This is a genomic window from Neoakkermansia glycaniphila, assembly GCF_900097105.1.
In the GTDB taxonomy this organism is placed as follows: domain Bacteria; phylum Verrucomicrobiota; class Verrucomicrobiia; order Verrucomicrobiales; family Akkermansiaceae; genus Akkermansia; species Akkermansia glycaniphila.
The window spans coordinates 766,249-789,105 of the sequence record NZ_LT629973.1 but is presented as its reverse complement, the minus strand read 5'-3'; the positions used below and the strand labels follow the sequence as shown (position 1 = coordinate 789,105).

At 56.6% G+C, this 22,857-nt stretch carries 24 protein-coding genes and 2 tRNA genes; 13 read left to right on the top strand and 13 right to left on the bottom strand.

Annotated features, from left to right (window positions below):
• Positions 1-20: 20 nt before the first annotated feature.
• Genes nuoF through nuoD form a run of 3 tightly spaced genes read right to left on the bottom strand, consistent with a single transcriptional unit; the run spans position 21 to position 3,302 of the window.
• Complete coding sequence (nuoF, locus tag PYTT_RS03230; RefSeq protein ID WP_067777026.1) at positions 21-1,424, bottom strand: NADH-quinone oxidoreductase subunit NuoF; 1,404 nt, start codon at positions 1,422-1,424, stop codon at positions 21-23.
• Between the two features lie 21 nt (positions 1,425-1,445).
• Complete coding sequence (locus tag PYTT_RS03225) at positions 1,446-2,027, bottom strand: NADH-quinone oxidoreductase subunit NuoE family protein (protein WP_083076894.1); 582 nt, start codon at positions 2,025-2,027, stop codon at positions 1,446-1,448.
• A 33-nt stretch (positions 2,028-2,060) separates the two neighbouring features.
• A complete protein-coding gene (gene nuoD / locus PYTT_RS03220) occupies positions 2,061-3,302 on the bottom strand; it encodes an NADH dehydrogenase (quinone) subunit D (RefSeq protein WP_067777029.1) in 1,242 nt (413 codons plus the stop codon).
• Positions 3,303-3,512: 210 nt separating this feature from the next.
• On the opposite strand from nuoD, the gene PYTT_RS03215 reads away from it, so the two are divergent.
• Positions 3,513-4,232 (top strand): FHA domain-containing protein, encoded by a 720-nt coding sequence (locus PYTT_RS03215; RefSeq protein WP_067777032.1) that lies wholly within the window; start codon positions 3,513-3,515, stop codon positions 4,230-4,232.
• 27 nt (positions 4,233-4,259) lie between these two features.
• Here the strand turns inward: PYTT_RS03215 and recJ are convergent, their stop codons facing one another.
• Positions 4,260-5,966, bottom strand: a complete 1,707-nt coding sequence (recJ, locus tag PYTT_RS03210; RefSeq protein ID WP_067777035.1) for a single-stranded-DNA-specific exonuclease RecJ — start codon at positions 5,964-5,966, stop codon at positions 4,260-4,262.
• A gap of 184 nt (positions 5,967-6,150) precedes the next feature.
• On the opposite strand from recJ, the gene PYTT_RS03205 reads away from it, so the two are divergent.
• The 3 genes from PYTT_RS03205 to PYTT_RS03195 are packed head-to-tail and all read left to right on the top strand — an operon-like array spanning position 6,151 to position 8,132.
• Positions 6,151-6,606 (top strand): GatB/YqeY domain-containing protein, encoded by a 456-nt coding sequence (locus tag PYTT_RS03205; protein WP_067777038.1) that lies wholly within the window; start codon positions 6,151-6,153, stop codon positions 6,604-6,606.
• A gap of 13 nt (positions 6,607-6,619) precedes the next feature.
• The gene (ispD, locus tag PYTT_RS03200; RefSeq protein WP_067777041.1) at positions 6,620-7,297 is read left to right on the top strand and encodes a 2-C-methyl-D-erythritol 4-phosphate cytidylyltransferase; all 678 of its coding nucleotides are present in this window, start codon (positions 6,620-6,622) and stop codon (positions 7,295-7,297) included.
• On the top strand, positions 7,287-8,132 hold the full coding sequence (locus PYTT_RS03195) for an NAD-dependent epimerase/dehydratase family protein (protein WP_067777044.1): 846 nt from the start codon (positions 7,287-7,289) through the stop codon (positions 8,130-8,132). Before ispD ends, PYTT_RS03195 begins: the two co-directional genes overlap by 11 nt.
• A 107-nt stretch (positions 8,133-8,239) precedes the next feature.
• Here PYTT_RS03195 and rpsF read toward each other — a convergent pair whose 3' ends face one another.
• From rpsF to PYTT_RS03155, 8 genes are all read right to left on the bottom strand, one after another.
• Positions 8,240-8,518, bottom strand: a complete 279-nt coding sequence (gene rpsF / locus PYTT_RS03190) for a 30S ribosomal protein S6 (protein ID WP_067777047.1) — start codon at positions 8,516-8,518, stop codon at positions 8,240-8,242.
• Positions 8,519-8,632: 114 nt separating this feature from the next.
• Positions 8,633-9,919, bottom strand: a complete 1,287-nt coding sequence (hemL, locus tag PYTT_RS03185; protein WP_067777050.1) for a glutamate-1-semialdehyde 2,1-aminomutase — start codon at positions 9,917-9,919, stop codon at positions 8,633-8,635.
• Between the two features lie 78 nt (positions 9,920-9,997).
• Complete coding sequence (gene rpsU, locus PYTT_RS03180; protein ID WP_067777053.1) at positions 9,998-10,237, bottom strand: 30S ribosomal protein S21; 240 nt, start codon at positions 10,235-10,237, stop codon at positions 9,998-10,000.
• 128 nt (positions 10,238-10,365) lie between these two features.
• Positions 10,366-11,148 carry an ABC transporter permease gene (locus PYTT_RS03175; protein WP_067777056.1) on the bottom strand — a complete coding sequence of 261 codons (783 nt, stop codon included), beginning with the start codon at positions 11,146-11,148 and terminating at the stop codon, positions 10,366-10,368.
• Entirely contained in the window at positions 11,145-11,834 is a 690-nt protein-coding gene (locus PYTT_RS03170) for an ABC transporter ATP-binding protein (RefSeq protein ID WP_067777059.1), read from the bottom strand. Before PYTT_RS03170 ends, PYTT_RS03175 begins: the two co-directional genes overlap by 4 nt.
• A 3-nt stretch (positions 11,835-11,837) precedes the next feature.
• The gene (locus PYTT_RS03165) at positions 11,838-12,899 is read right to left on the bottom strand and encodes a ribonuclease D (protein ID WP_067777061.1); all 1,062 of its coding nucleotides are present in this window, start codon (positions 12,897-12,899) and stop codon (positions 11,838-11,840) included.
• Between the two features lie 59 nt (positions 12,900-12,958).
• On the bottom strand, positions 12,959-14,086 hold the full coding sequence (locus PYTT_RS03160) for a KamA family radical SAM protein (RefSeq protein WP_067777064.1): 1,128 nt from the start codon (positions 14,084-14,086) through the stop codon (positions 12,959-12,961).
• A gap of 398 nt (positions 14,087-14,484) precedes the next feature.
• Positions 14,485-14,558: transfer RNA gene (locus PYTT_RS03155), tRNA-Gly, on the bottom strand.
• Positions 14,559-14,678: 120 nt separating this feature from the next.
• Here PYTT_RS03155 and PYTT_RS03150 point away from each other — a divergent pair.
• The 8 genes from PYTT_RS03150 to PYTT_RS03115 all read left to right on the top strand — a co-directional run bounded on the left by PYTT_RS03150 (position 14,679) and on the right by PYTT_RS03115 (position 22,092).
• Positions 14,679-14,752, top strand: a tRNA-Gly gene (locus tag PYTT_RS03150).
• Positions 14,753-14,822: 70 nt separating this feature from the next.
• Positions 14,823-15,365: a hypothetical protein gene (locus tag PYTT_RS03145; protein ID WP_071133263.1), complete on the top strand. Its 543-nt coding sequence runs from the start codon at positions 14,823-14,825 to the stop codon at positions 15,363-15,365.
• A 40-nt stretch (positions 15,366-15,405) separates the two neighbouring features.
• Positions 15,406-16,611 carry an oligogalacturonate-specific porin KdgM family protein gene (locus PYTT_RS03140; RefSeq protein WP_067777070.1) on the top strand — a complete coding sequence of 402 codons (1,206 nt, stop codon included), beginning with the start codon at positions 15,406-15,408 and terminating at the stop codon, positions 16,609-16,611.
• A gap of 76 nt (positions 16,612-16,687) precedes the next feature.
• Positions 16,688-18,901 (top strand): exopolysaccharide transport family protein, encoded by a 2,214-nt coding sequence (locus PYTT_RS03135; protein ID WP_083076898.1) that lies wholly within the window; start codon positions 16,688-16,690, stop codon positions 18,899-18,901.
• Between the two features lie 24 nt (positions 18,902-18,925).
• Positions 18,926-19,531, top strand: coding sequence for a polysaccharide biosynthesis/export family protein (locus PYTT_RS03130; RefSeq protein ID WP_071133260.1), 606 nt, complete (start codon positions 18,926-18,928; stop codon positions 19,529-19,531).
• A 54-nt stretch (positions 19,532-19,585) separates the two neighbouring features.
• A complete protein-coding gene (locus tag PYTT_RS03125; protein WP_067777079.1) occupies positions 19,586-20,185 on the top strand; it encodes a polysaccharide biosynthesis/export family protein in 600 nt (199 codons plus the stop codon).
• 66 nt (positions 20,186-20,251) lie between these two features.
• Positions 20,252-21,361 carry an MGDG synthase family glycosyltransferase gene (locus tag PYTT_RS03120; RefSeq protein WP_067777082.1) on the top strand — a complete coding sequence of 370 codons (1,110 nt, stop codon included), beginning with the start codon at positions 20,252-20,254 and terminating at the stop codon, positions 21,359-21,361.
• On the top strand, positions 21,358-22,092 hold the full coding sequence (locus PYTT_RS03115) for a type III pantothenate kinase (protein WP_067777085.1): 735 nt from the start codon (positions 21,358-21,360) through the stop codon (positions 22,090-22,092). The genes PYTT_RS03120 and PYTT_RS03115 overlap by 4 nt, the downstream gene beginning before the upstream one ends.
• Before the next feature lie 3 nt (positions 22,093-22,095).
• On the opposite strand, the gene PYTT_RS03110 is transcribed toward PYTT_RS03115, so the two are convergent.
• Positions 22,096-22,479, bottom strand: a complete 384-nt coding sequence (locus PYTT_RS03110) for a fluoride efflux transporter FluC (RefSeq protein WP_067777088.1) — start codon at positions 22,477-22,479, stop codon at positions 22,096-22,098.
• A gap of 87 nt (positions 22,480-22,566) precedes the next feature.
• On the opposite strand from PYTT_RS03110, the gene PYTT_RS03105 reads away from it, so the two are divergent.
• Complete coding sequence (locus PYTT_RS03105; RefSeq protein ID WP_067777092.1) at positions 22,567-22,806, top strand: acyl carrier protein; 240 nt, start codon at positions 22,567-22,569, stop codon at positions 22,804-22,806.
• Positions 22,807-22,857 lie beyond the last annotated feature (51 nt).

Genomic DNA, 22,857 nt, shown 5'->3' with positions numbered 1-22,857 from the left:
TGTGGCAGGAAGGTGGCGGGTTATTCGCGGACGAGGTATTGGGCGGCGGCCTTGGCTTCCGGTGTGTGGGGAAGGAGGGCGTTGATGGGTTTGGTCAGGGCGAGGAATTCTTCGCGGAATTTGGCGACCATGGCTTCGGTGGGCCATGATGCTGCTTCACCGAAGGCGCAGACGGTTTTGCCTTCGATCTGGTAGGCGACCTGTTCGAGAAGGTCGACGTCTTCCGGGGAGGCTTCACCTTTGAGCATGCGGTCGGTGAGTTTGAGCATCCACGGGCAGCCTTCGCGGCAGGGAGTGCACTGGCCGCAGGATTCGTGGGCGTAGAATTTGTTGAGGTTGTTGAGCATGGCGGGCATGCTGCGGGAGTCGTCCATGACGATGACGCCGCCGGAACCGGCCATGGAGCCGTATTGGGCGATGGAGTCGAGGTCGAGCGGTACGTCGAAGATGGTGAGTTCGCGGATGGTGCCGTCTGCATTGCGTCCTTTCAGGACTTCATCGCAGCGCATGACTTTGGAGGAGGAGCCGCCGGGGATGATGGCCTTGAAGGTGCGGCCTTCTCTGGGGCCTCCGCAAAGGTCGTACAGGAGTTCGCCGAAGGTGATGGAGCCGGAGACGATTTCGTAGTAGCCGGGTTTTTTCACGTCGCCCGATACGCCGATGATGCGGGTGCCGGGGGAGCGTTGTGCGCCGATCCGGCTGTAGGCCTCGCCGCCCATGTCGATGATGTGTTTGACTTGGCAGAGGGATTCGACGTTGTTGACGATGGTGGGGCAGCCGTAGAGGCCGATGGCTGCGGGGAAGTAGGGGGGCTTGATGCGCGGGTAGGGGCGCACGCCTTCGATGGAGTTGATGAGGGAGGTTTCTTCACCGCAGATGTAGGCGCCTGCGCCGCGCTGGACGATGATTTCGAGGTCGAAGCCGGAGCCGCAGATGTTGCTGCCGAGGAAGCCTTTCTGTTTGGCGTCTTCGAGGGATTTGACCATGAGTTTGGCCGCTTCCGGGAATTCTTCGCGCATGTAGATGATGCCGAAGTGGGCACCGACGGCGTAGCACGAGATGATCATGCCTTCGATTAGCTGGTGCGGGTCCTGATGGACGACGTAGCGGTCCTTGAAGGTGCCGGGTTCGGATTCGTCGCAGTTGCAGACGAGGTAAACGGGCTTGGTGTTGCCTTTCGGGATGAACGTCCACTTGACGCCGGTGGGGAAGCCTGCGCCGCCACGGCCGCGGAGGCCGCTTTTCTTGACTTCGTCGATGACTTGCGCGGGTTCCATCTTGAGGGCCTTTTTCAAGGTTTCGTAGGCTCCGTCCTTGATGGCGGTTTCGATGGAGGGGTCCCAGTCGGCACGGTCCACATTTTTGAAGATGCGGCGCGTTTCCTTGGGGTGAGGTTCCTTTCCGGGCTTGTAGGTGATGCTCATGGTCGGTGGAAAGTGAAGGGGTTACTTGCCCGCGTAGGTGCTGATGAGGTCGTCGGCCTTGTCGGGGGTGACGAGGGAGTGGGTGTGGTCGTTGACCATGACGGAGGGGGCGAAGCCGCACTGGGCGAGGCATTCGACGAATTCGATGCTCCAGAGGCCGTCCGGGCTCACACCGATAGGGTTGTCGTGGTTGATGGCTTTTTTGTCGATGCCGACTTTTTCGCAGAGCGTGTCGAAGAGGTCTTCGCTGCCGGCCATGGCGCAGGAGAGGGTGCGGCAGACTCGGATGTGGAATTTGCCGGGGCAGCTCTGGCGAAGGCCGGGATAGAAGGTGACGATGCCGATGACGTGGGCAGGGGTGCATCCGATCTGTTCCGCAACCCAGATGACTGAGTCTCCGCAGATGTAGCCGAACCTTTTCTGGATTTCATGCAGGATCGGGACGGCGGCGGACTGGGCCTTGCCTTCGGGGTACAGCGAGATGATGCGTTTGGCTTCGGCCGTGAGTTCGGGCGTGACGCGGAATTTCTCGTAATGTTGTTCGCCCGGGCTGGGTTTGTGCTCGACGATGGCGTCGAAGTTGTTGGCGGGAGATTCGGACATGATGCAGTGAGATTGGTGGAGGAGTTCGGTTGTTTAGCGGTCGCATTCGCCTTGCACGAAGTCGAAGGAGCCCAGAATGGCGGGAATGTCGGATACGAGGTGGCCGGGGATCAGTTCGGGCAGCACGGAGAGGGAGCAGAAGGAGGGAGAGCGCACTTTCATGCGGTTCGGGATGCCGCCGCCCTTGGAGTCGATGAAGAAGCCGAGTTCACCTTTGGGATTTTCGGCGGCGAAGTAGACCTGGCCCGCAGGGGCATCCACGCACATGGTGGAGACCATGAATTGGCGGATGAGTTCCTCCATGCCGGTCATGACGGCCTGTTTTTCCGGGAGAATTCCTTTGTCCGTCTGGACGTTGATGGGGCCGGAGGGCATTTTTTCGCAGACCTGGCGGACGATGCGGACGGATTGGCGCATTTCTTCGGCGCGTACCATGAAGCGGTCGTAGCAGTCGCCGTGTTCGCCGATGGGGATGTCGAAGTCGTAGTTTTCGTAGCCGAGGTAGGGGTTGGTCTTGCGGAGGTCGCGTTTGACGCCGGATGCTCGGAGGTTCGGGCCGGTCATGCCGTACTGGAGTACCTGTTCCTTCGTGAGGGTGCCGACGCCGACGAGGCGGTCGACGAAGATTTTGTTTTTGAGCAGCAGGGCCTGGATTTCGTCGATGGTTTTTTCGCAGCTGTCGCAGAAGGCGAAGATTTCCTTTTCAAGTCCGGCAGGGAGGTCGCGGGTCTGGCCGCCGATGCGGGTGTAGGAGGATGTGAAGCGTGCGCCGCAGATCTGTTCGTAGAAGTTGTGCACTTTTTCGCGTTCTTCGTAGCAGTAGAGGAAGACGGTCATGGCGCCTACGTCCATGGCATACACGCCGACGCCGAGGAAGCAGGAGGAGAGGCGGGAGAGTTCGCAGCACAAGACGCGGAGGGCTTTGCCCCGTTCGGGAAGTTCCCAGCCCATGAGTTTTTCGACGGCGCAGGCATAGGCGATGTTGTTGCTCATCGGCGCGAGGTAGTCGAAGCGGTCGGTGTAGGTGACGAACTGGTTGTAGTGGATGCTTTCACCGATTTTTTCCATGCCGCGGTGCAGGTGGCCGACGACGGGGTCGCACTTGGTGACGACTTCGCCGTCGAGCTCCAGAGCCAGACGAAGCACGCCGTGTGTTGCCGGGTGGGACGGACCCATGTTGAGCATCATCGTTTCGCTCAGATTATCAACCTTGTTCGACATGTAGTCCAGTGCCGCTGTAGCATCGGGGACGGAAAGAATGGTGCTCGTCTTCATATTTCCAGGCGCGCTCTTTGTGAGCAAATTTGTGCGGAGACATTTAACAGGAGAAGGAGGGGGACTGCAAGTCTAAAGTCGCCTTGGAAGGTTCTTTTCTCGGGTGCCACGAAAGGTTTTCTGCGGCTTCCACGTATTTTTTTCGTCCTTTTTTCAACTTTATGGTTGAAGTATGTGTCCAAATTCCTACAATTCGCTTATCTCTCCTCTATGGGTTCCACGACATCCATTACTCATTCGCTTACGACTGCGCTGACGGAAGAAGATTCCGTGAAGGCGCGGTGTATGCTGCTGACGAAGCAGGCGGAGCGGCTTGAGGCGGCGGTTATGGCTTTCCGGAATGAGGTGGAGGAGCTGCGGCGCAGTCTCGGCAGCCGGAATACGACAGGCCCGGAGGCTCAGACGCGGTTGAAGGTTCCGGTCGGGAAGCGTGCGGAGACGACCAATTCCGCATCCAATGATCCAATTTATCTGCGGCCGCTGGCCAAGCGCGATTATTTGCGTACGAAGTGGAAGCTCGGCAAGGGGTTGCCTTCCGCCATGACGGCGACGCAGGAGATTCCGATGCTGCCGCCGCGCGCTGACGATTTGCGTTCGGTGACGGGGCATTTGAAGCTTTCCGGCATGTTGCTGGACGGGCAGAACTGGGAGTCGGTGACGGCTTTGTCGCAGATTGCCGTGTCTCAGGGAGCGATTATCGGGCGCGATTCGGCCGTGTGCCTGATCCGTGTGCCGGATTCCGGCGTTTCGCGTCAGCATGCGAAGTTGTTTTATTCGGCTCAGGGGCTGACGATCCAGGATCTCGGTTCCAAGAACGGTTTGTCCGTCAACGGTGTAGCCCTGACTCCGGAAGATGCTCCCCGCCATTTGTCGCGTGGGGATATTATTGATCTCGGCGATGTGTCGCTGTTGGTGGATATGACGGCCTGACGGGGCTTTGTTTGCGCGTTGCGTTTTTCAGGGTTCGGAAGAGCGGATGTCCTGAATGGAGATGGAGAGGGAGGATCGTCCGCGCCAGACGTTGCGCGTGATGGTGAAGGCGATGTCCCAGGGGGGATCGGGGAGGCGCATTTCGCCGCCGTTGAAGTAGATGGCGTCGTGTTCGGAGACTCCCTGTTTGAGGAAGAGTCGCAGGTGGTTGCCTTGAAGCCGTTTCGGCACGTCCGTGAGCGCGATGTTGCGGGACATGAAGACGGGCTGTGGGTTGGTGTTGCCGAAGGGTTCGAGGAGTTCGTAGCTGTCGAGCAGGTCGAGAGTCAGTTCCGGGAAGGTGACTTCGGCATCGATGTGGAGGATGGGTTTGCGCTGTTTTTCCGAGGTGGTTTCCCGGACGAAGGCGTTGAAGGCTTTGCGGAAGGCGTCGAGTTTTTCTTCGCGGATGACGAGGCCTGCCGCCATGTCGTGTCCGCCGCCGGATTCGAGGTGTTCGGCGCAGTGGTGGATTGCCTGTACGAGGGAGACGCCGGGGATGGAGCGGCCCGAGCCTTTGCCGAGGCCGTTTTCATCGATGGAGATGATGAAGGTGGGTTTGTGATAGCGGCGCATGAGCAGGGAGGCGACGATGCCGACGACGCCCGGGTGCCATGTAGGGGAGCCGAGGACGATGACGTGGTCGTTGGCCGGGTCGAAATGCCGGTGGAGCATGTCGATGGCTTCCATGCGAATTTTTTCTTCTTCCGCCTGGCGCGCCTTGTTGTGGGAGTCGAGGCGCTGGGCGAGAGCGCGGGCGCGAATCGAATCCTGCGTGATGAGGAGTTCGACGGCGTCGAGCGGAGAGTCCATGCGTCCGGCGGCATTGATGCGCGGGCCGATGCGGAAGCTGACGTGGGAGGCGCTGGGCGAGCGGTTCATGCCTGCGACTTCGTTCAGGGCGAGGAGGCCGATGTTTCTTCCTTCGCCGAGGACTTTGAGTCCGTAGCGGGTGAGGAGGCGGTTTTCCGCGACGAGGGGAACGATGTCCGCCACGGTGGCGATGGCGACGATGTCCAGATAGTGTTTGAGGTCGAAGCCGGGCACTTTGCGTTCCTTGAGGAGTGCGTGTGCCAGTTTGAAGACGACTCCGGCGCTGCACAGGTAGGTGAGCGGGCTTTCGGTTTCGAGTTTGGCGTTGATGACGGCGACGGCGTCCGGCCTGCCGAGAGGGCCTGCTTCGTGGTGGTCGAGTATGATGACGTCGATTCCCATGGCCTGAAGTGCGGCAACTTCTTCGACGGAGGATGTGCCGCAGTCTACGGTGATGAGGAGGTTCGGCAGGGGGCCTTCGCGCATGCAGCGGGCAATGCCCGCTTCGCTGAGTCCGTAGCCTTCCTGCGTGCGGATGGGGATGAAGAAGCGGGGCGCTGCGCCATACGCGCGGAGGATGGCGCGGAGGAGGGTGACGGAGCCTACGCCGTCGACGTCGTAGTCGCCGTAGATGCAGATTTCCTGCCGGTTGTCGATGGCGTCGAAGATGCGCGCGACGGCCTTGTCCATTTCCGCGAGGGAGAATGGGTCGCCCAGGTCCGCAAGGCGCGGATAGAGGAATTTTTCGGCCTGTTCCTTTCCGGTGATGCCCCGTTGTGCCAGCAGTTTGCGAACGAGTGGGGGCAGTAGAGTGTTCAGTTCGGGACCAAAGTCGATTCCACCAACAGTCGGGCGCATTTCCCAACTGAAATTCGTACTCATAGGATGTTTATACCTTTTTTGCCCGGGGGAGTCAAGAATTCATGTGGCTGCTGCCTGAATGAACCGTGCATGACGGCCGGCGGTTCGGAGGATGGGATGAGATGCGGAGAGGCATGTATCGCCTTCCGGCGATGACCGGGTTTCTTCTTGCTGTGAAGGAGGGCTCCTGTTTTAATGAATGGCGATGAATGCGATTTCCGATACTCTTGTAGAAGAGATGAAGACAGCCATGCGTGCGAAGGATACGGTGGCTTTGAATGCCTTGCGCGCTTTGAAGACGGCTCTCACGAATGCCAGTATTGCGAAGGGTAATCTGCATGCCGAGCTGGATGAGAATGAGACGGTTGCCGTGGTTCGCAAGCAGATCAAGCAGCGTGTGGATGCGGCGGAGCAGTATCGCGCTGCCAATCGTGAAGATTTGAGTTCCAAGGAGGAAGCCGAGATCAAGGTGCTTTCCGCCTTTCTGCCTGCCGAGATGTCGGAGGAGGAGGTGAAGGCCGTGTTGGAGCAGGTGGTCGCCGAGACGGGGGCTTCCGGCAAGAAGGATATGGGGCGCGTGATGAAGGCCATGCAGGAGCGTACCGATGGCCGTGCTCCCGGTAAACTGCTGGCGCAGCTCGTGGGTGCGCGCCTGGCCTGATTGGGTTTTATTCATGCCTCACGTTGCTGCTCTGATTGTGGCCGCCGGTTCATCGCGGCGCGCCGGTTTCGATAAGCTCGCCGCTTCGCTCGGCGGCGAGCCTGTGCTCAAGCGGAGTATCGATGCTTTGCTTGGGGCGTCCTGTATCGGAGAGATGGTGGTGGTGTGCCCGCTCGACCGGTGGGAGCTGCTCGGTTTGCACCGGGAGAGTTTCCGCGTGCCGGTCTGCAGGGTGGATGGAGGGGTCGAGCGGCAGGATTCCGTGGCGGCCGGGTTGGCTGCCTTGTCCGGTGATGCGACGTGGGTGGCGGTGCATGATGCGGCTCGCCCGCTGGTGCGCCCTGAGGATGTGATGCGCTGTTTCCGGGCCGCGCAGGAGTCCGGAGCCGCTGCATGCGCCCATCCGGTGGCGGATACGCTCAAGCGGGCGACTGCGGACGGTTTCAGTATGCCGGAAGCTGTGGACAGGAATGGGCTTTGGGCGATGGAGACGCCGCAGATTTTTGATGTGCGTCTTTTGTCCGAGGCTTACCGGAGGGTGGGCGAGCAGGGGTTGACGGTGACGGATGAGGTTTCCGCGATGGAGACTCTGGGGGTGGCGACGAAGCTTGTGGCCGGGGGTATCAATTTCAAGATTACGCTTCCCGGGGATTTGGAACTTGCGGAACTGGTCTGGCAACATGGTCGCTGAGCATCATCCCCGGTCCGTCTGGATTTTGGGCGGAGGCTACCTTGGTGCCGCGTTGCACGAGTATTGGCTGCGCGAGGGAGTGGAGTCGCGGAGGTTCGATATGGTGGCGGATCGTGCCGATGTGGTGGCCGATGTGACGCGCGGCGATGTGATGGCAGCGAAGGCTGCCGAACTGGGAGAACCCGATACGGTTTTTCTGTGCATGAGTACGTCCGGCGGAGATTGTGACGATTACCGCCGTTTGTATGTGCGTGCGGTGGAGGTTGTGAACGAGCTGTTTCCGGGTGCGCGCCGCATTTTGTGTTCCAGTACGTCTCTGTATGGGATTCTGGATGGCAGTTGGGCGACGGAGGCGCATGCCTGCGAACCGTTGCATGGCCAAGGGCGCGTTTTGCTGGAGGCGGAACGCCTGCTGAGGCAGTCCGGCGGTATTGTGGCCCGGCTGGCGCCTTTGTATGGTCCGGGCCGCTCCGTGCTGCTGAGGAGGTTTTTGGATGGATCGGGCTGTGTACACGGCGCGGGCGATCGCTGGCTGAATTATGTGCACCGGGACGATGCTGTGGCGGCTTTGGCCCTGCTGGCTGTGTCGGATTGCCGGCACCAATGCTATAATGTGGCGGATGCTGTGCCGATGGTGAAGGCCGATGTGTACGGTTACCTGTCGGAATTGACGGGGCTGGATATTCCTGCGGACGATGGTTGTTTTTCCCGCCGCGGCGGTACGAACCAGCGGGTGTCGAGTGCGTTGCTGATGGCTTTGGGCTGGCAGCCTTTGTATCCGTCGTTTGCGGACGGCGTGCCGGGTGTGTTGGAGTCGTTCGGTTTTGAGGTGTAGAAGTTGGGGCGAGGCCGTCGCATTGCGGAGCGGCAGGGGTACGGAAAAAACGCGGCTGCCTTGTCGGAAGCCGCGTTTCTTATGGAAAGAATGTACCGCCTATTGCCTTAGCAGGACCTGTAGTACTGGTAGTGAACCTGTTCGTCGATGGCGAGGCGTTCGCGTGCTGCGCGGATGACGGAGGGTTCGGCATTGAAGGTGTAGAGAACGTATTGGCCAGCCTTGATGTGGTTGGATTCGTAAGCGAATTCGCGACGTCCGATGTTCTTGATTTCGGTGATCTGGGCGCCTTCTTCCTTCAGCTGGTCGGCAACGGATTGGATAAGGTCGTCCATGGAGGTAACGCCCTTCATGTTGAGGACGATCAGTGCTTCGTACTTTCTCATAGTGTTAAATTTGTAAGTCTGCTTGGGACTATCTTGCAAATGCGGTCGCCGAGGATGCACTTTTTTCCGATGGAATGCAAGACTAAATTTGAGGATAGATTAGAAAATTGCAAATCAGCCGATTGATTTCAGGGCTCGTGCAACGGCTGCGACCGTGTGATCGATGTCGCTTTCCGTGTGGGCGGCGGAGATGAACCCCGTTTCGTACGGCGAGGGGGCAAAGTAAACTCCTTGTTCCAGCAGGGAGCGGAAGAAGGGGCGGTATTGCTCCAGTGAGGCGGTCATGGCATCCTGCAGGTTGTTGACTTCTTTTGCGGTGAAGAAGAGGCAGAACATGGATCCGGTGCGGTGGAAGGTGAAGGGGTTGCCCGTGTCCGCAAGAGCTTTGCGGATGCCTTCTTCGAGGCGTGCGCCGAGGTTTTCCAGCCGGGAGTAGGCATCGGTGTTTTCCAGTTCGCGCAGTTGAGTGAGGCCCGCTGTCATGGCGATGGGGTTGCCGGAGAGGGTGCCTGCCTGGTAGACGGGACCGAGGGGGGAGACGCAGTCCATGATGTCCGCCCGGCCGCCGAAGGCTCCGACGGGGAGGCCTCCGCCGATGACTTTGCCGAGGCAGGTGATGTCCGGCGTGATGCCGTGGATGCCCTGTACGCCGTCTTTGCCGAGGCGGAAGCCGGTCATGACTTCGTCGAAGATGAGGAGGGCGCCGTGGCGTGCGGTGATGTCGCGCAGGTATTCGAGGAAGTTGTCCTTCGGGAAGTATAGGCCGGCATTGGCCGGGTAGGGTTCGAGGATGATGGCGGCTATGTCGCTGCCGTGCGCGGCGAATGCCTGCCGGACGGCTTCCTTGTCGTTGTAGGGCAGGGCGATGGTGAGGGCGGCGAAGGCATCGGGTACGCCTGCGCTGTCCGGCTTGCCGCAGGTGAGGGCTCCGGATCCGGCGGAGACGAGGAGGGAGTCGACATGGCCGTGGTAACAGCCTTCGAATTTGATGATGTATTTCCGGCCCGTGTAGCCGCGAGCCAGCCGGATGGCGGACATGGTGGCTTCCGTGCCGCTGCTGGTCATGCGGACTTTGTCGATGGAGGGTATCCAGCGGACGATGGTTTCCGCCATGTCCACTTCAACGGCGGTGGGTGTGCCGTATCCCAGTCCCCGCGTGATGGCGTCTCCTACGGCGGCGATGATTTTGTCCGGCGCATGGCCGAGGATGGCGGGGCCCCATGTGCCGATGTAGTCGATGTAGTCGTTGCCGTCTTCATCGCGCAGGTGGGCTCCCTTGGCGGAGCGGACGAAGAAGGGGGTGCCATCGACGAGTTTGAAGGCGCGGACGGGGGAGTTGACCCCTCCGGGGATGACGGCCTTGCCGCGGGTGAAGAGTTGCTGAGACAGGGAGGTGTTCATGGGTGGAAATGAAAGGGGGCAAACTCGCATGGAGCTTGCCCCTTTTTTCAAGATTTTCGATTTCCCGAACCAGGAGGTTTAGGCTTCAGGGGCGGGAGTGATCGCTTCGGCGGGAATTTCTTCCTTGTTCGTGAAGCGCCACTTGACTTTGTTGCGCTTGGAAGCGGAGCGAGCCTTGCGGCGGCGTTCGTCCATGGGTGTTTCAAAAGCACGGCGACGGCGCATTTCGTCAAGAATGCCTTCCGTGTCGAGTTTTGTCTTGAGGCGCTTGAGTGCGCGGTCGATAGGTTCTCCTTTTCTTACAGTAACTGAACGCATGATGATAAAGTTTGATAATTCGTTCGGGAATCGGGCGAAGAAACTACCGTTTTTTTGTTGCGGAGTCAAGTATAATGTCTTTCGAGAGAGAAAAAAATGCGCGAAGCGGATTTTTTTCGTGCGGCGGATCAGGAACGGAGGGTTCCCTGCCGGGTGAATCGGCGGCGGCGTATCCATTCGAGGCAGAGGAAGGAGCCGAGCGCGGTGGCCGTGGAGATCATGAGCAGGACGACGATCTGGTAGCGGATGGCCTGCACGGGGTCGGCTCCCGCGAGGATTTGCCCCGTCATCATGCCGGGAAGGGCGACGATGCCGACGCTCATCATGGTGTTGATGGAGGGGCGCATGCCCAGTACGAGGGCTTCGCGGACGATGGGCTGGCTGGCTTCGGCGGGCGAGGCTCCGAGGAGGAGGCGCATTTCGACTTCTCCCCGCCGCGCTTCCATTTGCTTGAAGTAGTAGCCGAGCGAGATGCCGAGGGCGTTCATGGTGTTGCTGATGATCATGCCCCCGATGGGGATGAAGAAGCGGGCATCCCACCAGGGGTTGACTTCGATGATGCCTCCGGTGACGACGGTGAGGATGAAGAAGCTGGTGAGCAGGATGGAGGCGAATGAGGGGAGGAGGTAGGAGGTGGATTGCTTGCCGACATTGCCCCTGACGATCTGGGTGGCGGTGAGGATGGAGGCGATGAAGAAGGCGGCGACCCAGTACCATTGCCCTGATTGGAAGAGGAACTGCAGGATGTAGCCGACGGCGAAGAGCTGGATGAAGGTGCGTGCGGTGGCGAGCAGCAGGCTCTTCTCGAGGCCGAGGCCGCGGATGAAGGAGAGGGTGCAGGAGAGCAGGACGAAACCGACACTGAGGAAGAGGGGGACGAGGCCGATTTCCATGTAGGAGGTGTTGTTCATGACGCGGAGGGGGAAGCCCAGGTGGCGCGGCCGTTGTCCAGATACAGCGTGCGGTAGGGGCGTGACGGGCGGTAGGCCTGATGCGTGATGCAGATGATGCCCGTGCCGGCATCGGCCAGGGCTTCGAGGTATTTCTCGACTTCTCCAGTGTTGGCGGGGTCAAGGGCGCTGGTGGGTTCGTCGAGCAGGAGGAGGTCGGGCTGGAGCAGGACGGCGCGTATGAGGGTCAGGCGTTGCTTTTGTCCTGTGCTGAGGCGGGAGGCGGTTTCATCCAGAGGGATGTCTTGCAGGCCGAGGCGCTGCATGGCGGCGGCAAGAGTGGAGTCGTCCGGCCGGGAGAGTGTTTTGTTGGCGCGGAAGGTGAAGGGGAGAAGGAGATTGTTCCGGATGGAGAGGTTGTCGTCCAGTATCGGGGTTTGCATGACGAAGCCGAGGCGGTGCCTGAGTGTGGCTGGCGGGGTGTCGGACAGTTCCGTGCCGAGCAGGCGGATGCTGCCGGATTGCGGGGCATCGAGTCCGGAGAGGAGGCGGAGCAGCGTGGATTTGCCGCTGCCGGACGGTCCGGTGACGAGAACGAAGTCTCCCCGGGCGATGTCGAATGTCAAATCATCCAGCTTGCCACGGCCCGAAGGATGGATGAAGCGGAGATGTTCGACTGAGAGGAGAGGCGTGTTGGTGTCGTTCATGCGTCAATGGATGCCCATGACTTCCCTTTGCCAGTTCAGGAGATGGGTGAATCCCGTTTCTTCATTGGTTGCGATGGATTCCATGATGGCCCGCGGTGCGACGAAGGATGGGTCGAGATCGAGCTTTTCAGCCGCCTCGTTGCGGCGTTGAATCCAGTTTTCCAGCCGGGTTTCGAATTGGTCGTCGTAGGCGGGCCGGGGCCGGCTGATGCGGCAGGGATAATCGTTTTCATCCATGCCGTGGAAGGTCTCGACAGCTTTCAGGAAGCGGGCGGCGCGATGGGTGTGGAAGCGGCTGTGCGGTGTGATGCTGTTGCCTTCCTGCAGGGCGGTGCTCCAGCGCAGGAGGTCGTCGTTCGAGCAGACCATGAACGAGGGTTTGTCCCATGACTGGGCTTCCCTGTCGCGCCATGTCCAGAGGGTTTTGAGCGCGGCCAGTCCTCGCCGTTGCAGGCGGCCGCAGCCGCGGATGCGCCATGAGTCTGGCGATTCTTCCGCCATGCGTTCGCGGGCGCGTTCCATGTTGTGGCGGCAGGTTTCTAGGAACCATTCGTAGCGGCCTTTGCTGCGCAATTCGGCGCAGAGTTTGTCCGCCATGTCGAGCATGTACTGGACGTCCGATTGCGCGTATTCGAGCATGGCCTGCGAGATGGGCCGTTTGCCCCAGTCCGCCTTCTGGTTTGTTTTGCTGAGCTGGATGCCGTAGAAGTGTTCGACGAGAGCGGCAAGGCCGAATTGGCGAAAGCCGAGCAGGCGGGCGGCGATCTGCGTGTCCAGAATGAGGTGGGGCAGGGTGTTGAATCCGTTCAACATGAGGCTCATGTCGTAATCGGCGCCGTGCATCCAAATGTCAGATTCCGACAGCCAGGTCGTAAAGGCCCGCATGTCTTCCATGGCGAGGGGGTCGAGTAGGCATACGCCTTCTTCATCCGCATACTGGATGAGGCAAATTTTTTCCTGATACCTGTGCAGGCTGTCTGCTTCCAAGTCCAGAACAACTCGAGCAGGGGCTTGGCGACCGGCACGGAGCTTCCATTGGAGCAGATCTTCCCGTGTGGCAATCATAAGTGAACGGCGGTTATTGCATCACATTCATCTGCTGCCTGCAATAAAAAAATGCCGGGTCATGAAAAGAGGGGGTAGGTATAAAGCTGGCCTGCATAATTGCGCAGCGTGACGTGGTCGTCCGTTTGTTCGACGATGTAATCCGGGTTGACGGGGATTTTGCCGCCGCCGCCCGGTGCGTCCACGACGTACTGCGGGATGGCGTAGCCGGAAGTGTGGCCGCGGAGTGCTGAAATGATGTCGATTCCCGTCTGCAGGGTGGTGCGGAAATGGCGGGAGCCTTCGATCAGATCGCACTGGTAAAGGTAGTAGGGCCGGACGCGGCATTGCAGCAGCCGGTGGTACAGGGGACGCTGGATGGCGATGTCGTCGTTGATGCCCTTGAGGAGGACAGTCTGGCTGCCGAGCGGGATGCCATGGTCTGCCAGCCGGACGAGCGCTTCTTCGGCTTCGCCTGTGAGTTCGCTGGGATGGTTGACGTGGACGGAGAGGAACAGGGGTGCGTGTTTGCGCAGAGTGGCGCAGAGGGAGTCCGTGATGCGCTGCGGGAGGAAGATCGGAATGCGCGAGCCAATGCGCAGGAATTCGATATGAGGAATGCTGCGGAGTTCGGAGAGGATGGAATCCAGCCGGGAGTCGGGGAGGAGAAGGGGGTCTCCGCCGGAAAGGAGCACATCGCGGATTTCTGTATGGCGGCGGATATAGTCGAAGGCGGCATCCCAGTTGGTGCGCAGTTTATGATCCGTGACGCCGGAGACGACACGAGAGCGTGTGCAGTGGCGGCAATAGGAGGCGCAGCGGTCTGTGGCCAGCAGGAGAACGCGGTCCGGGTAACGGTGGACGAGGCCGGGGGCTACCATGCGATCGTCTTCGCCGCAAGGATCGGCCATTTCTTCTTCCCCGACAATGGTTTCATCCATGTGCGGGATGACTTGCCTCCGCAACGGGTCGCATGGATTGTCGGGATCGATCAGGCTCAGGAAATAGGGGGTGATGCTGACGGCCAGCCTCTCGGCGGCATGGAGCAGGGCGTTTCGTTCTTCGGTGCTGAGGCGGAGGGCCGCTTCCAGCTTGGGGATCGAGTTGAAGCTGTGCCTGAGCTGCCATGTATAGTCTTCCCATTCTTCTTGTGTGGCACCTTGTCGTATGGAGTCGGGAATATCGGTCAGGAGAGTCTTTTGGTTCATGGCGATGATGGAAAACGGCTCGTTCAGGTTCTTTGTGGCTCGGAGCAGGTTTTACGTTCAAAAACTGTCTGGAATGGGTGTATGGCGAAGGAAGTCGTGGGGCGATGGAAGCCGGGTGATGTTTTTGGCTGCGGCTCGGACCAGCCTTGATGAAGTGTGCTGCCTTGTTGGGTTATTTTATGATCAAAATCCTTGAAAATGAATCGATTGTTTTTTGTTGCTTGTTTTTAGCATGGCACGATGCGTGAAACGACACAATCTCAGAGTTTGCCATGTTGTGAAAGACAAGTGAGGCGAAGGGTACAAGTTTGTTGAAAAATCCCTGTCCGACAATGGGAAATGAATGTGTGTGCTGTTGTCGGCAAGGTGCAAACAGTTACTGCCGCGCTGCAGAAAATTGGTACGGGTGATGGGAATCGAACCCACGTCTCAAGCTTGGGAAGCTCGCGTCCTACCATTGAACGACACCCGCGTGTGGAGATGGAAGAACCCTACTCCACGGCTGGGAGGCGGTCAAGCAAAAAGAAAAAAATCATGCTGCTAGAAAAAATGCTTGCCAAGGTGCGGAGGTCTGCTAAAATGCAAACGTCAAGCGGGTATAGCTTAATGGTAAAGCTCCAGCCTTCCAAGCTGATCACACGGGTTCGATTCCCGTTACCCGCTCCACTCTTTCTATTTTGAATTTTACCCAAGTGCGCTAATGATGAAAACGTGCGTTTTTAAGAAGTTGGGAGTTATGGCTGCGGCTTTGTCCTGTGTGTGTGTTGCCGGCGCCATTACTGCTGAACAAAAGCAACAGGTTGCTTCCGGTGTTGCTGCCCAGATCAAGAATGAGAAGGCCGATTCCGGGAAAATGGTTGTCATTGTACGTGATGCTGTGCAGAAGTCGCCGGAAGCGGTGACTGACATTGTTCGCGCTGCTCTGACGAGTTTCGACGCCAAGAAGAATTTGCCGACTGTGAAGGAAGTTGCGATTGCTGCCGTTATGGCGCATGAGACGCCATATCGTGTCTTGGAACCTGTATCCAAGGAGGTGCAATCGGTTTTGGGTAATACGGATGAAGCGAAGCTTCTGGTGAAGGATATTGCGACGTACGTCGTGACCAAGGCTGCTGACAGTCCGCTGGCGACTTCGGGTGAGACGCAGGAAGCTTCGGCTGTTCCGTTTCGTTCTTTACTTTCCAAGGATAATGTGAAGGCTGGCAATGGCCCTAACGGCGGCGGTTGCGATGGGCCGGTTGTGGTGCCCCCTCCCTCGCCGGATGTGAGTGTTCAATAAGCCCATGTTGACCTTGATTCGTTTGTACGGCTAGGCCTTTATGAAAAATACGTTTTTTTTGATGATGCTTGGAATTGGTGCGGTTAGTGCTAATGTCCAAGCATCTTCCTTGTACGATGTGACTCCGTCTGTCGGATTGCTGGAATCGTCTCCCCTGAAATGGTCGTTTACCTTATCGGCTGGTTATGACGATAATGTCAATGCTGTGGCGAAGAGCAATCCGGTTCATGAAAGTTCTTCCTATGTAGGATTCTCGCTGGGTTCTTCCTACTCGAATCAGGATGCGCGGACACAGTTGAGTTACAATGCCCTGTTGGGGGGTGACGTGTATACGCGCAATATGCACGGGCGTACGGATCAGGTTATCGGCAATTCCAGCTTGTCGATGCAATTGACGCATGCGTTCGATTCGACATTGCGGTACACGATGCACAATTCTGTGGCCTATACGCCTGACCCCAACTATGCGGATGGCATTTCCGCTTCCAGGCGCCAGGGAAATACGTTTACTTTCAATACATCCCATACGGTAGGCAAGAGTTTGGATCCCCGTTGGGCCTTGAATACGAATGTCAGCTATAGCGGTATTCTGTATTCCGAAAGCGAGTATCAGGATGACAATCGCGAATATGTGAATATTGGGGAAAGTTTGTCTTTCAAGGCTTCAGAACGCACTTCCTATTTGGCCAATGCCAGCGGACAATTCGTGTTGCGACAGGAGGGCTATAACAGCCAGAATATTTATACGACAGTGGGTATACAGCACGCGCTGTCTCCTAGGTCCAATGTGTCGATGAATGTCGGTACTCAGATAAAGATTCAGCAAGGAGCCGGTACCAAGGTATATCCTACGCTGTCCGGTGGATATAACCGGGTAGTGACGGACAGTATGTCCATCAGTTGTTATGTTTCCTACAATAATGAAAGCGTAGGCACATATTATGATGGCCGCAATTACGGTTCCAATAGCACATGGCGTTTGGGTGTTAACTGCACTCAAAAATTGACTCATGTCCTTTCGTTGAATTACGGAGCTTCTGCAATGTTCAGTGATTATTCGGATGGTGAGGCCGGCTTGGGTGATCACAAGGAAACGACTTACAATTTCAATGTGGGGCTGTCGTGGAGGTTGGACAGATCTTGGTCCGTAGCTGTTGGCTACGCTTACACGAATGCCGATCTTGGCGGTTTTTCCACCCCTTATACTCGTAACGTATATTCCATCAACACAACTTATACGTTCTAAATTTTATCATTGTAGCTGCCGGACCTTGGGGAAGGTTTCCGGCGGCATCCCTTTTTACTGAATATTCTCTTTATATATGTCCTCTCCCGCAATAAACCAAAAGTCAGAAGCTTCCTTACATGCAGGCGATTACCTTCAGATTCTTCGCAATAGATGGAAAGAAGCGGTGCTTGTTTTTGTACTTGTGTTTGTTGCCGCTGCCGTAGCGACCTATTTGATGCCTCCCAGTTATACGAGCGTCATCAATTTTGAAATCAAAAAACCGGGAGCCATTGTTTCCCTGAGCAGAGGCGCGGAAAGGGTGCTTCAGAATAATGCGTCGGAAAATTATATTCCTACGCAATTCGAAATTCTGGTGTCGGATATGAATCTGATGGCTGTTTCCAAAAAGCTGAATCTGGCCCAGCAATGGCAGACTGATGATGCGACGGCCGCCTCTATTCTGCGAGGGATGATTCAAGTGATGCCAGTGCGTGGCAAGGACTTGGTGGATGTCAAGGTGGTCGGATCCGATCCGGCATTGGTTAAGCTTATTTGCGATGCCGTCACCGAATGCTACAAGGAAGGACGCGAGGCGCAGGAAAACGAGGTGCTGGATAAGGCGATTGCCACAATTCAAGAGGAATTGACTCGCCGTGAAAATGAACTTCTTGCCAAGACTGATACGTTGCGCAAGTATATGACGACTAGCGATTATATCGGTCTTTTGAGTGATACTGGCAATACGATTCCTACCACTGTCAATAATGAAGAGGCTGTACTGACCGAGCGCCGTAACAAACTTTCCGCGTTGGATGATGAGATCACGCAGCTGAAAACGCACATCAACAAGTTGAAGTCGTTGAAAGATTCGGAGTTGATGGATTATGTGAGGCAAACGGATCTTTTGGCGGAGACGACTCCGGGCAGTTTATCTGTGCGTGAGTTGTATACGCGCTCCCAGACGGAAGAATCTACTCTGAGTAAAATGCACATGGACGGCTATGGCGAAAAGCATCCGGCTTTGCTGTCCATGGTACAGGAACACGAGAACACAAAGCAAAAACTGACGGAAGGACTTGTCGGACTGAAGGATGCTTTGGAACAGACGTTGTCGTTGAAGGAAGAAGGCCGCAAGAGTATCAAAAGGGCTTTTGATGAGGTCACGGAAATCGTCAGAAACAAGACGCAGTCCGATATTCTGGTGATGTCGGCTATTCGCGATTACCGAACGGAGAAAAGCCGTTATGAAGATCTGGAGAACGAGTATATCAATCAGACGATGAATCGCCGTGCAAGCCGTCCGATTATCCAGATTCATACACAGGCGCGCGAGGCGAAAGTGCCAAGCTCACCGAACGTCAAGATGAACCTGATCCTCGGTGCTGTGGTCGGCGTCGTATTCGGTATCGGCGTAGCGTTCCTTCTCAATTATATGGATACGTCTGTCAAGACGCTGGAAGATGTGGAGCGCAATCTCAATCTGCCCGTGCTTGGTGTGATTCCGCAGGATATCGGTTTGCTGCATTTGATGAACGGAAGCAGCCCCGATGCGGAAGCTTACCGTATTCTCCGTACGAATATCGAACTGAAGCGCAAGGATACTAATGTGGTGACTCTTGCTTTGGTGTCCGGCAATGCAGGTGAAGGCAAGACGACGACCTTGTGCAATTTGGCTTATGTATTTGCGCAGGGTGGTTTCAGTACGTTGATGATCGATGCCGACCTTCGCCGCTCGAAGCTGGCCGAATACAACGATGTGGAATGCGAATACGGTTTGTCCAATTTCCTGACGAGTGACCTGGCTCTGCAGGATGTGATCTTGCAGACGCATGTGGACAATTTGTATATTCTGCCTGCAGGCCCGACTCCTTCCGATGCTTCCGGCGTTTTGAATTCGTATCGCATGCGCGAATTGCTGGATGAAGTGCGCCGCCGCTTCGATATTGTTCTGATTGACAGTCCTCCCGTGCTTGGCGTCAGCGATGCATCCCTGATTGTCAGCAAAGCCGATGCGACAATCATGGTGGTACAGCCTCGCAAGTTGCCGATGAAGGCTTTGGTGCGTGAGAAGATGGTGATCGAGAATGCCGGTGGCCACTTGATGGGGGTTGTGATGAATAATGTCGATATTTCCGGTGATACGCAGTATCAATATTACACGACATATTATTCGTACTATTCACCCACGGAGGGCGTCGAACCTTCGGCTGCTCTCAATCCTTTACCCGTTACTTCCCGTTCTTCGAAGCGTTCCGAGGTTGCGAAAAAAACGGAATCGACGGATCAGCCCGGGGACGATCTCTATTAATCTGAAAACAATCCATATACCATCATGAAACATTTGTTGCAAATTATCTGTTGTGTTGTGTTCTGTTCGTTGTCGTTTTCCGCCAAGGCTCAGGATGTGGAACCTCGTGCCGTACCTAACGGTTTCGTCACGATCGAAGCGAAAAATCTTCCGGGAAGCGATACGACCATTGTCAGCGGCAAGTACCAGCTGGACAGCAAAGGCACTGTACAGATGCCCTATTTGTCCGGTACGATCAGTCTTTCCGGCAAGACGGGCCGGCAGATCCAAAATGCGCTGACGGAAGCTTACAAGAAGGAAAAGATTTATACTTCTCCCGTTTTTTCGGTTGTAGTCGATAGTATTGAGCACCAAGGTGTCGGTGTCCGTTATGTCCACGTGACAGGGGCAGTGGGCAGTAAGAGGAATTTGCCCTACCGTCCGGAGTTGACTTTGATTGAGGCCTTGATCGAATGTGGTGACATTACCGATTTCGGATCGCGGTATATTTTAGTAACCCGCAATGGCGTGACCAAGCAGTACGACTATTTCAGTACGCGCGACAGAGGTGTGAAACTTTTTCCTGGTGATGTGATTTTTGTGAAAGAGCGCGGATTTACGGAAGGACGTGAGAAAACATTGCTTCCGTAGTCTGTGTGCCATATGCGGAATCGAGAAGCCTGCAATCTTTGCCATCTTGTCAGTATGAAACAGTTCCTTGCAGTTATTTGTTGCGTTCTGTTCTGCGTTCTGCCATTTTCCGTCAGGGCACAGGATGTGGAGCCTCGCGCCATTCCCGGCGGTTTTATTCATATCGAGGCTAAAAATTTGCCAGGTAGCGATGTCTCCGTTGTGAGCGGCAAGTACCAGCTTGATAACAAAGGCACGGTGAGGATGCCCTATTTATCCGCTCCGATCGCTTTTGCGGGCAAGACTGGAAGGCAGATTCAGGATGCTTTGACGGCGGCGTATCAGAAGGAAAAGGTGTATACAACACCTGTTTTTTCCGTCGTTGTGGATTCCAAGGAAGTTCCAGGCGAACGGTTCGTTCATGTGACGGGCGCGGTCGGCAGTAAAAAGAATTTGCCGTATCGTGCCGAGTTGACTCTGATTGAGGCCTTGATCGAGTGCGGCGATATTACGGATTTCGGTTCTCGACATATTCTGGTAACCCGGAACGGAGTGACTAAAGAGTATGATTATTTCAGTACCCGCGACAGAGATATCAAGCTTTTTCCGGGAGATACGATTTTTGTGCGGGAGAGGAAAGTGACGGAGCAGCGATCAAAGACCCTGCTGCCGTAATATGGTTTCCCAAACCGCTTTTCATGAGAAGGGGCGGTTTTTTCGTTTGTGCGCCCTGATTGTTTCATGAAGAGAGTTCTCATATTGACGGCCGGTTACGGTGACGGGCACAATAGCGCGGCTCGGGCCGTAGGCGAGGTTTTGCAAGAGAGCGCTGAGGTGAGGGTTTGCGATGTATGCGCCGAAGCGCTGCCGGAAGTGTTCAAGTGGACGAAGCGTTTGTATTTGTGGATGACGGCCCGTGTGCCGTGGCTTTGGAGGTGCCTGTACGATTTGTCGGATACTTCCGACTGGTCGGGCGGTGTGCCTCCCGGTCTGGGGCCTGTGGCTGTGAGGCTCCGGGTTATGCTTGACGAGTGGAAGCCTGATGCTGTGGTGTGTACATTTCCGTTGTATCCTTACCTGTTGGATGTCTTGTTCCGCCAGGGTGTTCACAGGGTGCCCTATATGACGGTGGTGACGGATTCTTTGGCGATCAGCCGCACATGGCTGGAGTCGGATGCCCGGTTGTTTGCGGTTTCCGATGAGGGCACAAGGAGTTTGCTGGTGGAGGAGAAGGGGATTGCACCCGATAGAGTCGTTGTGACGCATTTTCCCGTGTCTCCCAAGGTGCATGCGGGGGACGAGGCGAAGTCCTGGTGTGCCGGGCAAGCGTTCAAGGTGTTGTATGTGCCGCAGGGAAGGCCTTCTCTGGTGGAAGAGGAGCTTGTCGCCATGCTGGATGCTGCTCCTGAGGTGCGTGTGACGGTTGTGCTGGGGCACAAGGTGCGGCGGTTGTACCGGGCCGTGCATGGTGCGGCTTTGCGTGCGGGCAGGGATCGCGTGCGTATTTTGGGGTGGACGCATCGTATGCCGCAGTTGCTGGCATCACACCATGTTCTGGTCGGTAAGGCTGGAGGTGCCAGTGTGCACGAGGCGTTGGCTGCAGAGGTGCCTGTGCTGGTGAATCATTTTGTTCCGGGCCAGGAGGAAGGGAATACGGAGTTGTTGCACCGTTTGGGTGGCGGCCGGTTTGTTTCTACTCCTGCCGAGCTGCGTCGTGCATTGCAATTCCTGCTGGATCAGGACGGAAGTGCCTGGAGCGTGATGAAGCAGCGCTTGCATCAGGCGCGGATGAAGGGCGGTGCTGCGCACATTGCGGAACTGGTTCAACAATTGGATGATTTTCACGTATGATTTATCTGTTGATCGATAATTCCAATACGAGGACGAAGTTCGTCCTTTCTTCGCCGGAAGGTTTGCTGGATAAGCGCTGCATGATTCCGACGAGGGAGTTGTGCGGGGAGCGGCTTGCCTTGGCTTTGGAGGGGTGGAAGTACGATTTTGCGCTGATTTGTTCAGTCGTGCCTCGAGTGGCGGAGGTTTTATGCGATTGGTTGTCGTGTCCGTTCCATGTGCTGAGCTGCGAATCCAATCTGGGGATCGGAATCCGGTATCCGTTGCCGAAACAGATTGGGGCGGACCGTTTGGCGAATGCAGTGGGTGTAGTGGCGTATTACGGTGCACCGAGCGTGGTTGTCGATTTCGGAACAGCGGTGACGTTCGATGTGGTCAGCGACGACGGATTTTACCTTGGAGGTGTGATTGCTCCCGGTCTCGCATCAATGGGGGATTATCTGGTGAGGAATACGGCGCTTCTGCCTGCGGTGGATCCTCGAGAACCCGATTGCGCCATTGGGAAGAGTACGGAGCAGGCTATTCATGCCGGATCGATTTACGGGTACCGGGGCTTGGTGAAGGAGATTCTCGTGCGTATCGAAGAGGAGATGCCGGGGCGCCCGTATGTGGTGGCGACGGGAGGTGATGCCGAGCTGATTGCAAAGGGCGTTTCCCGTATCGATGCTGTGGACGGCAATATTACGCTAAACGGTATGCGACTTGTAGCTAATTTGAATGTTCAAGGCTGACATTCAGCGTGTAGCGAGATAACCGGAGGCGGCGAGGAGGTAACCGCCTAGGACGGAGGCCAGTGCAAGGAGCAGCCCTGTTTTGCTTTCGCCCATCAGCGACAGTTTGGCAAGCTGCAGGGCGAAGGTGGAGAAGGTGGTGAAGCCTCCGAGGATGCCGGTAACGAGTAGGGGAGAGAGCCATGGCGCCGCCTGCTGATGCCTGCCGAGCCAACCGGCCAGCAATCCGAGGAGCAGGCAGCCGAAGAGGTTGATCATGAGTATGCTCCATGGGCGCCCGTCATCCCATGGAAAGATGCGGACGATGCCGAATTCCATCAGGTAGCGCATGCTTGCTCCGATGCCTCCGCCGATGAAAACGAGTAGTAGGGATGTTCCTGCAGCCATGACCCAAAAAATGTTCAGGTGATTGAAATATGTGTTGCCTTTGCTAGGGGCGTAAGGTAGTATGAAGCCACTTCAAATACAAATACTATGTCTGACAGCATTGAATCCCAAGTGAAAGACATCATCGTCGAACAGCTCGGCGTTGAACCCGAAAAAGTGACCACAGATGCCAAGTTTATTGATGATCTGGGCGCCGATTCTCTGGACACCGTCGAACTCGTTATGACTTTCGAAGAGAAATTCGGCATCGAAGTGCCGGACGAAGAAGCCGAAGGCCTCAAGTCCGTTGCTGATGTTGTCGCATACATTGAGAAAGCCAAAGCGTAATAGCTGAACACTAGATCAAGTCTTCGGGCGGTTCCTCTCTGAATTCATGAG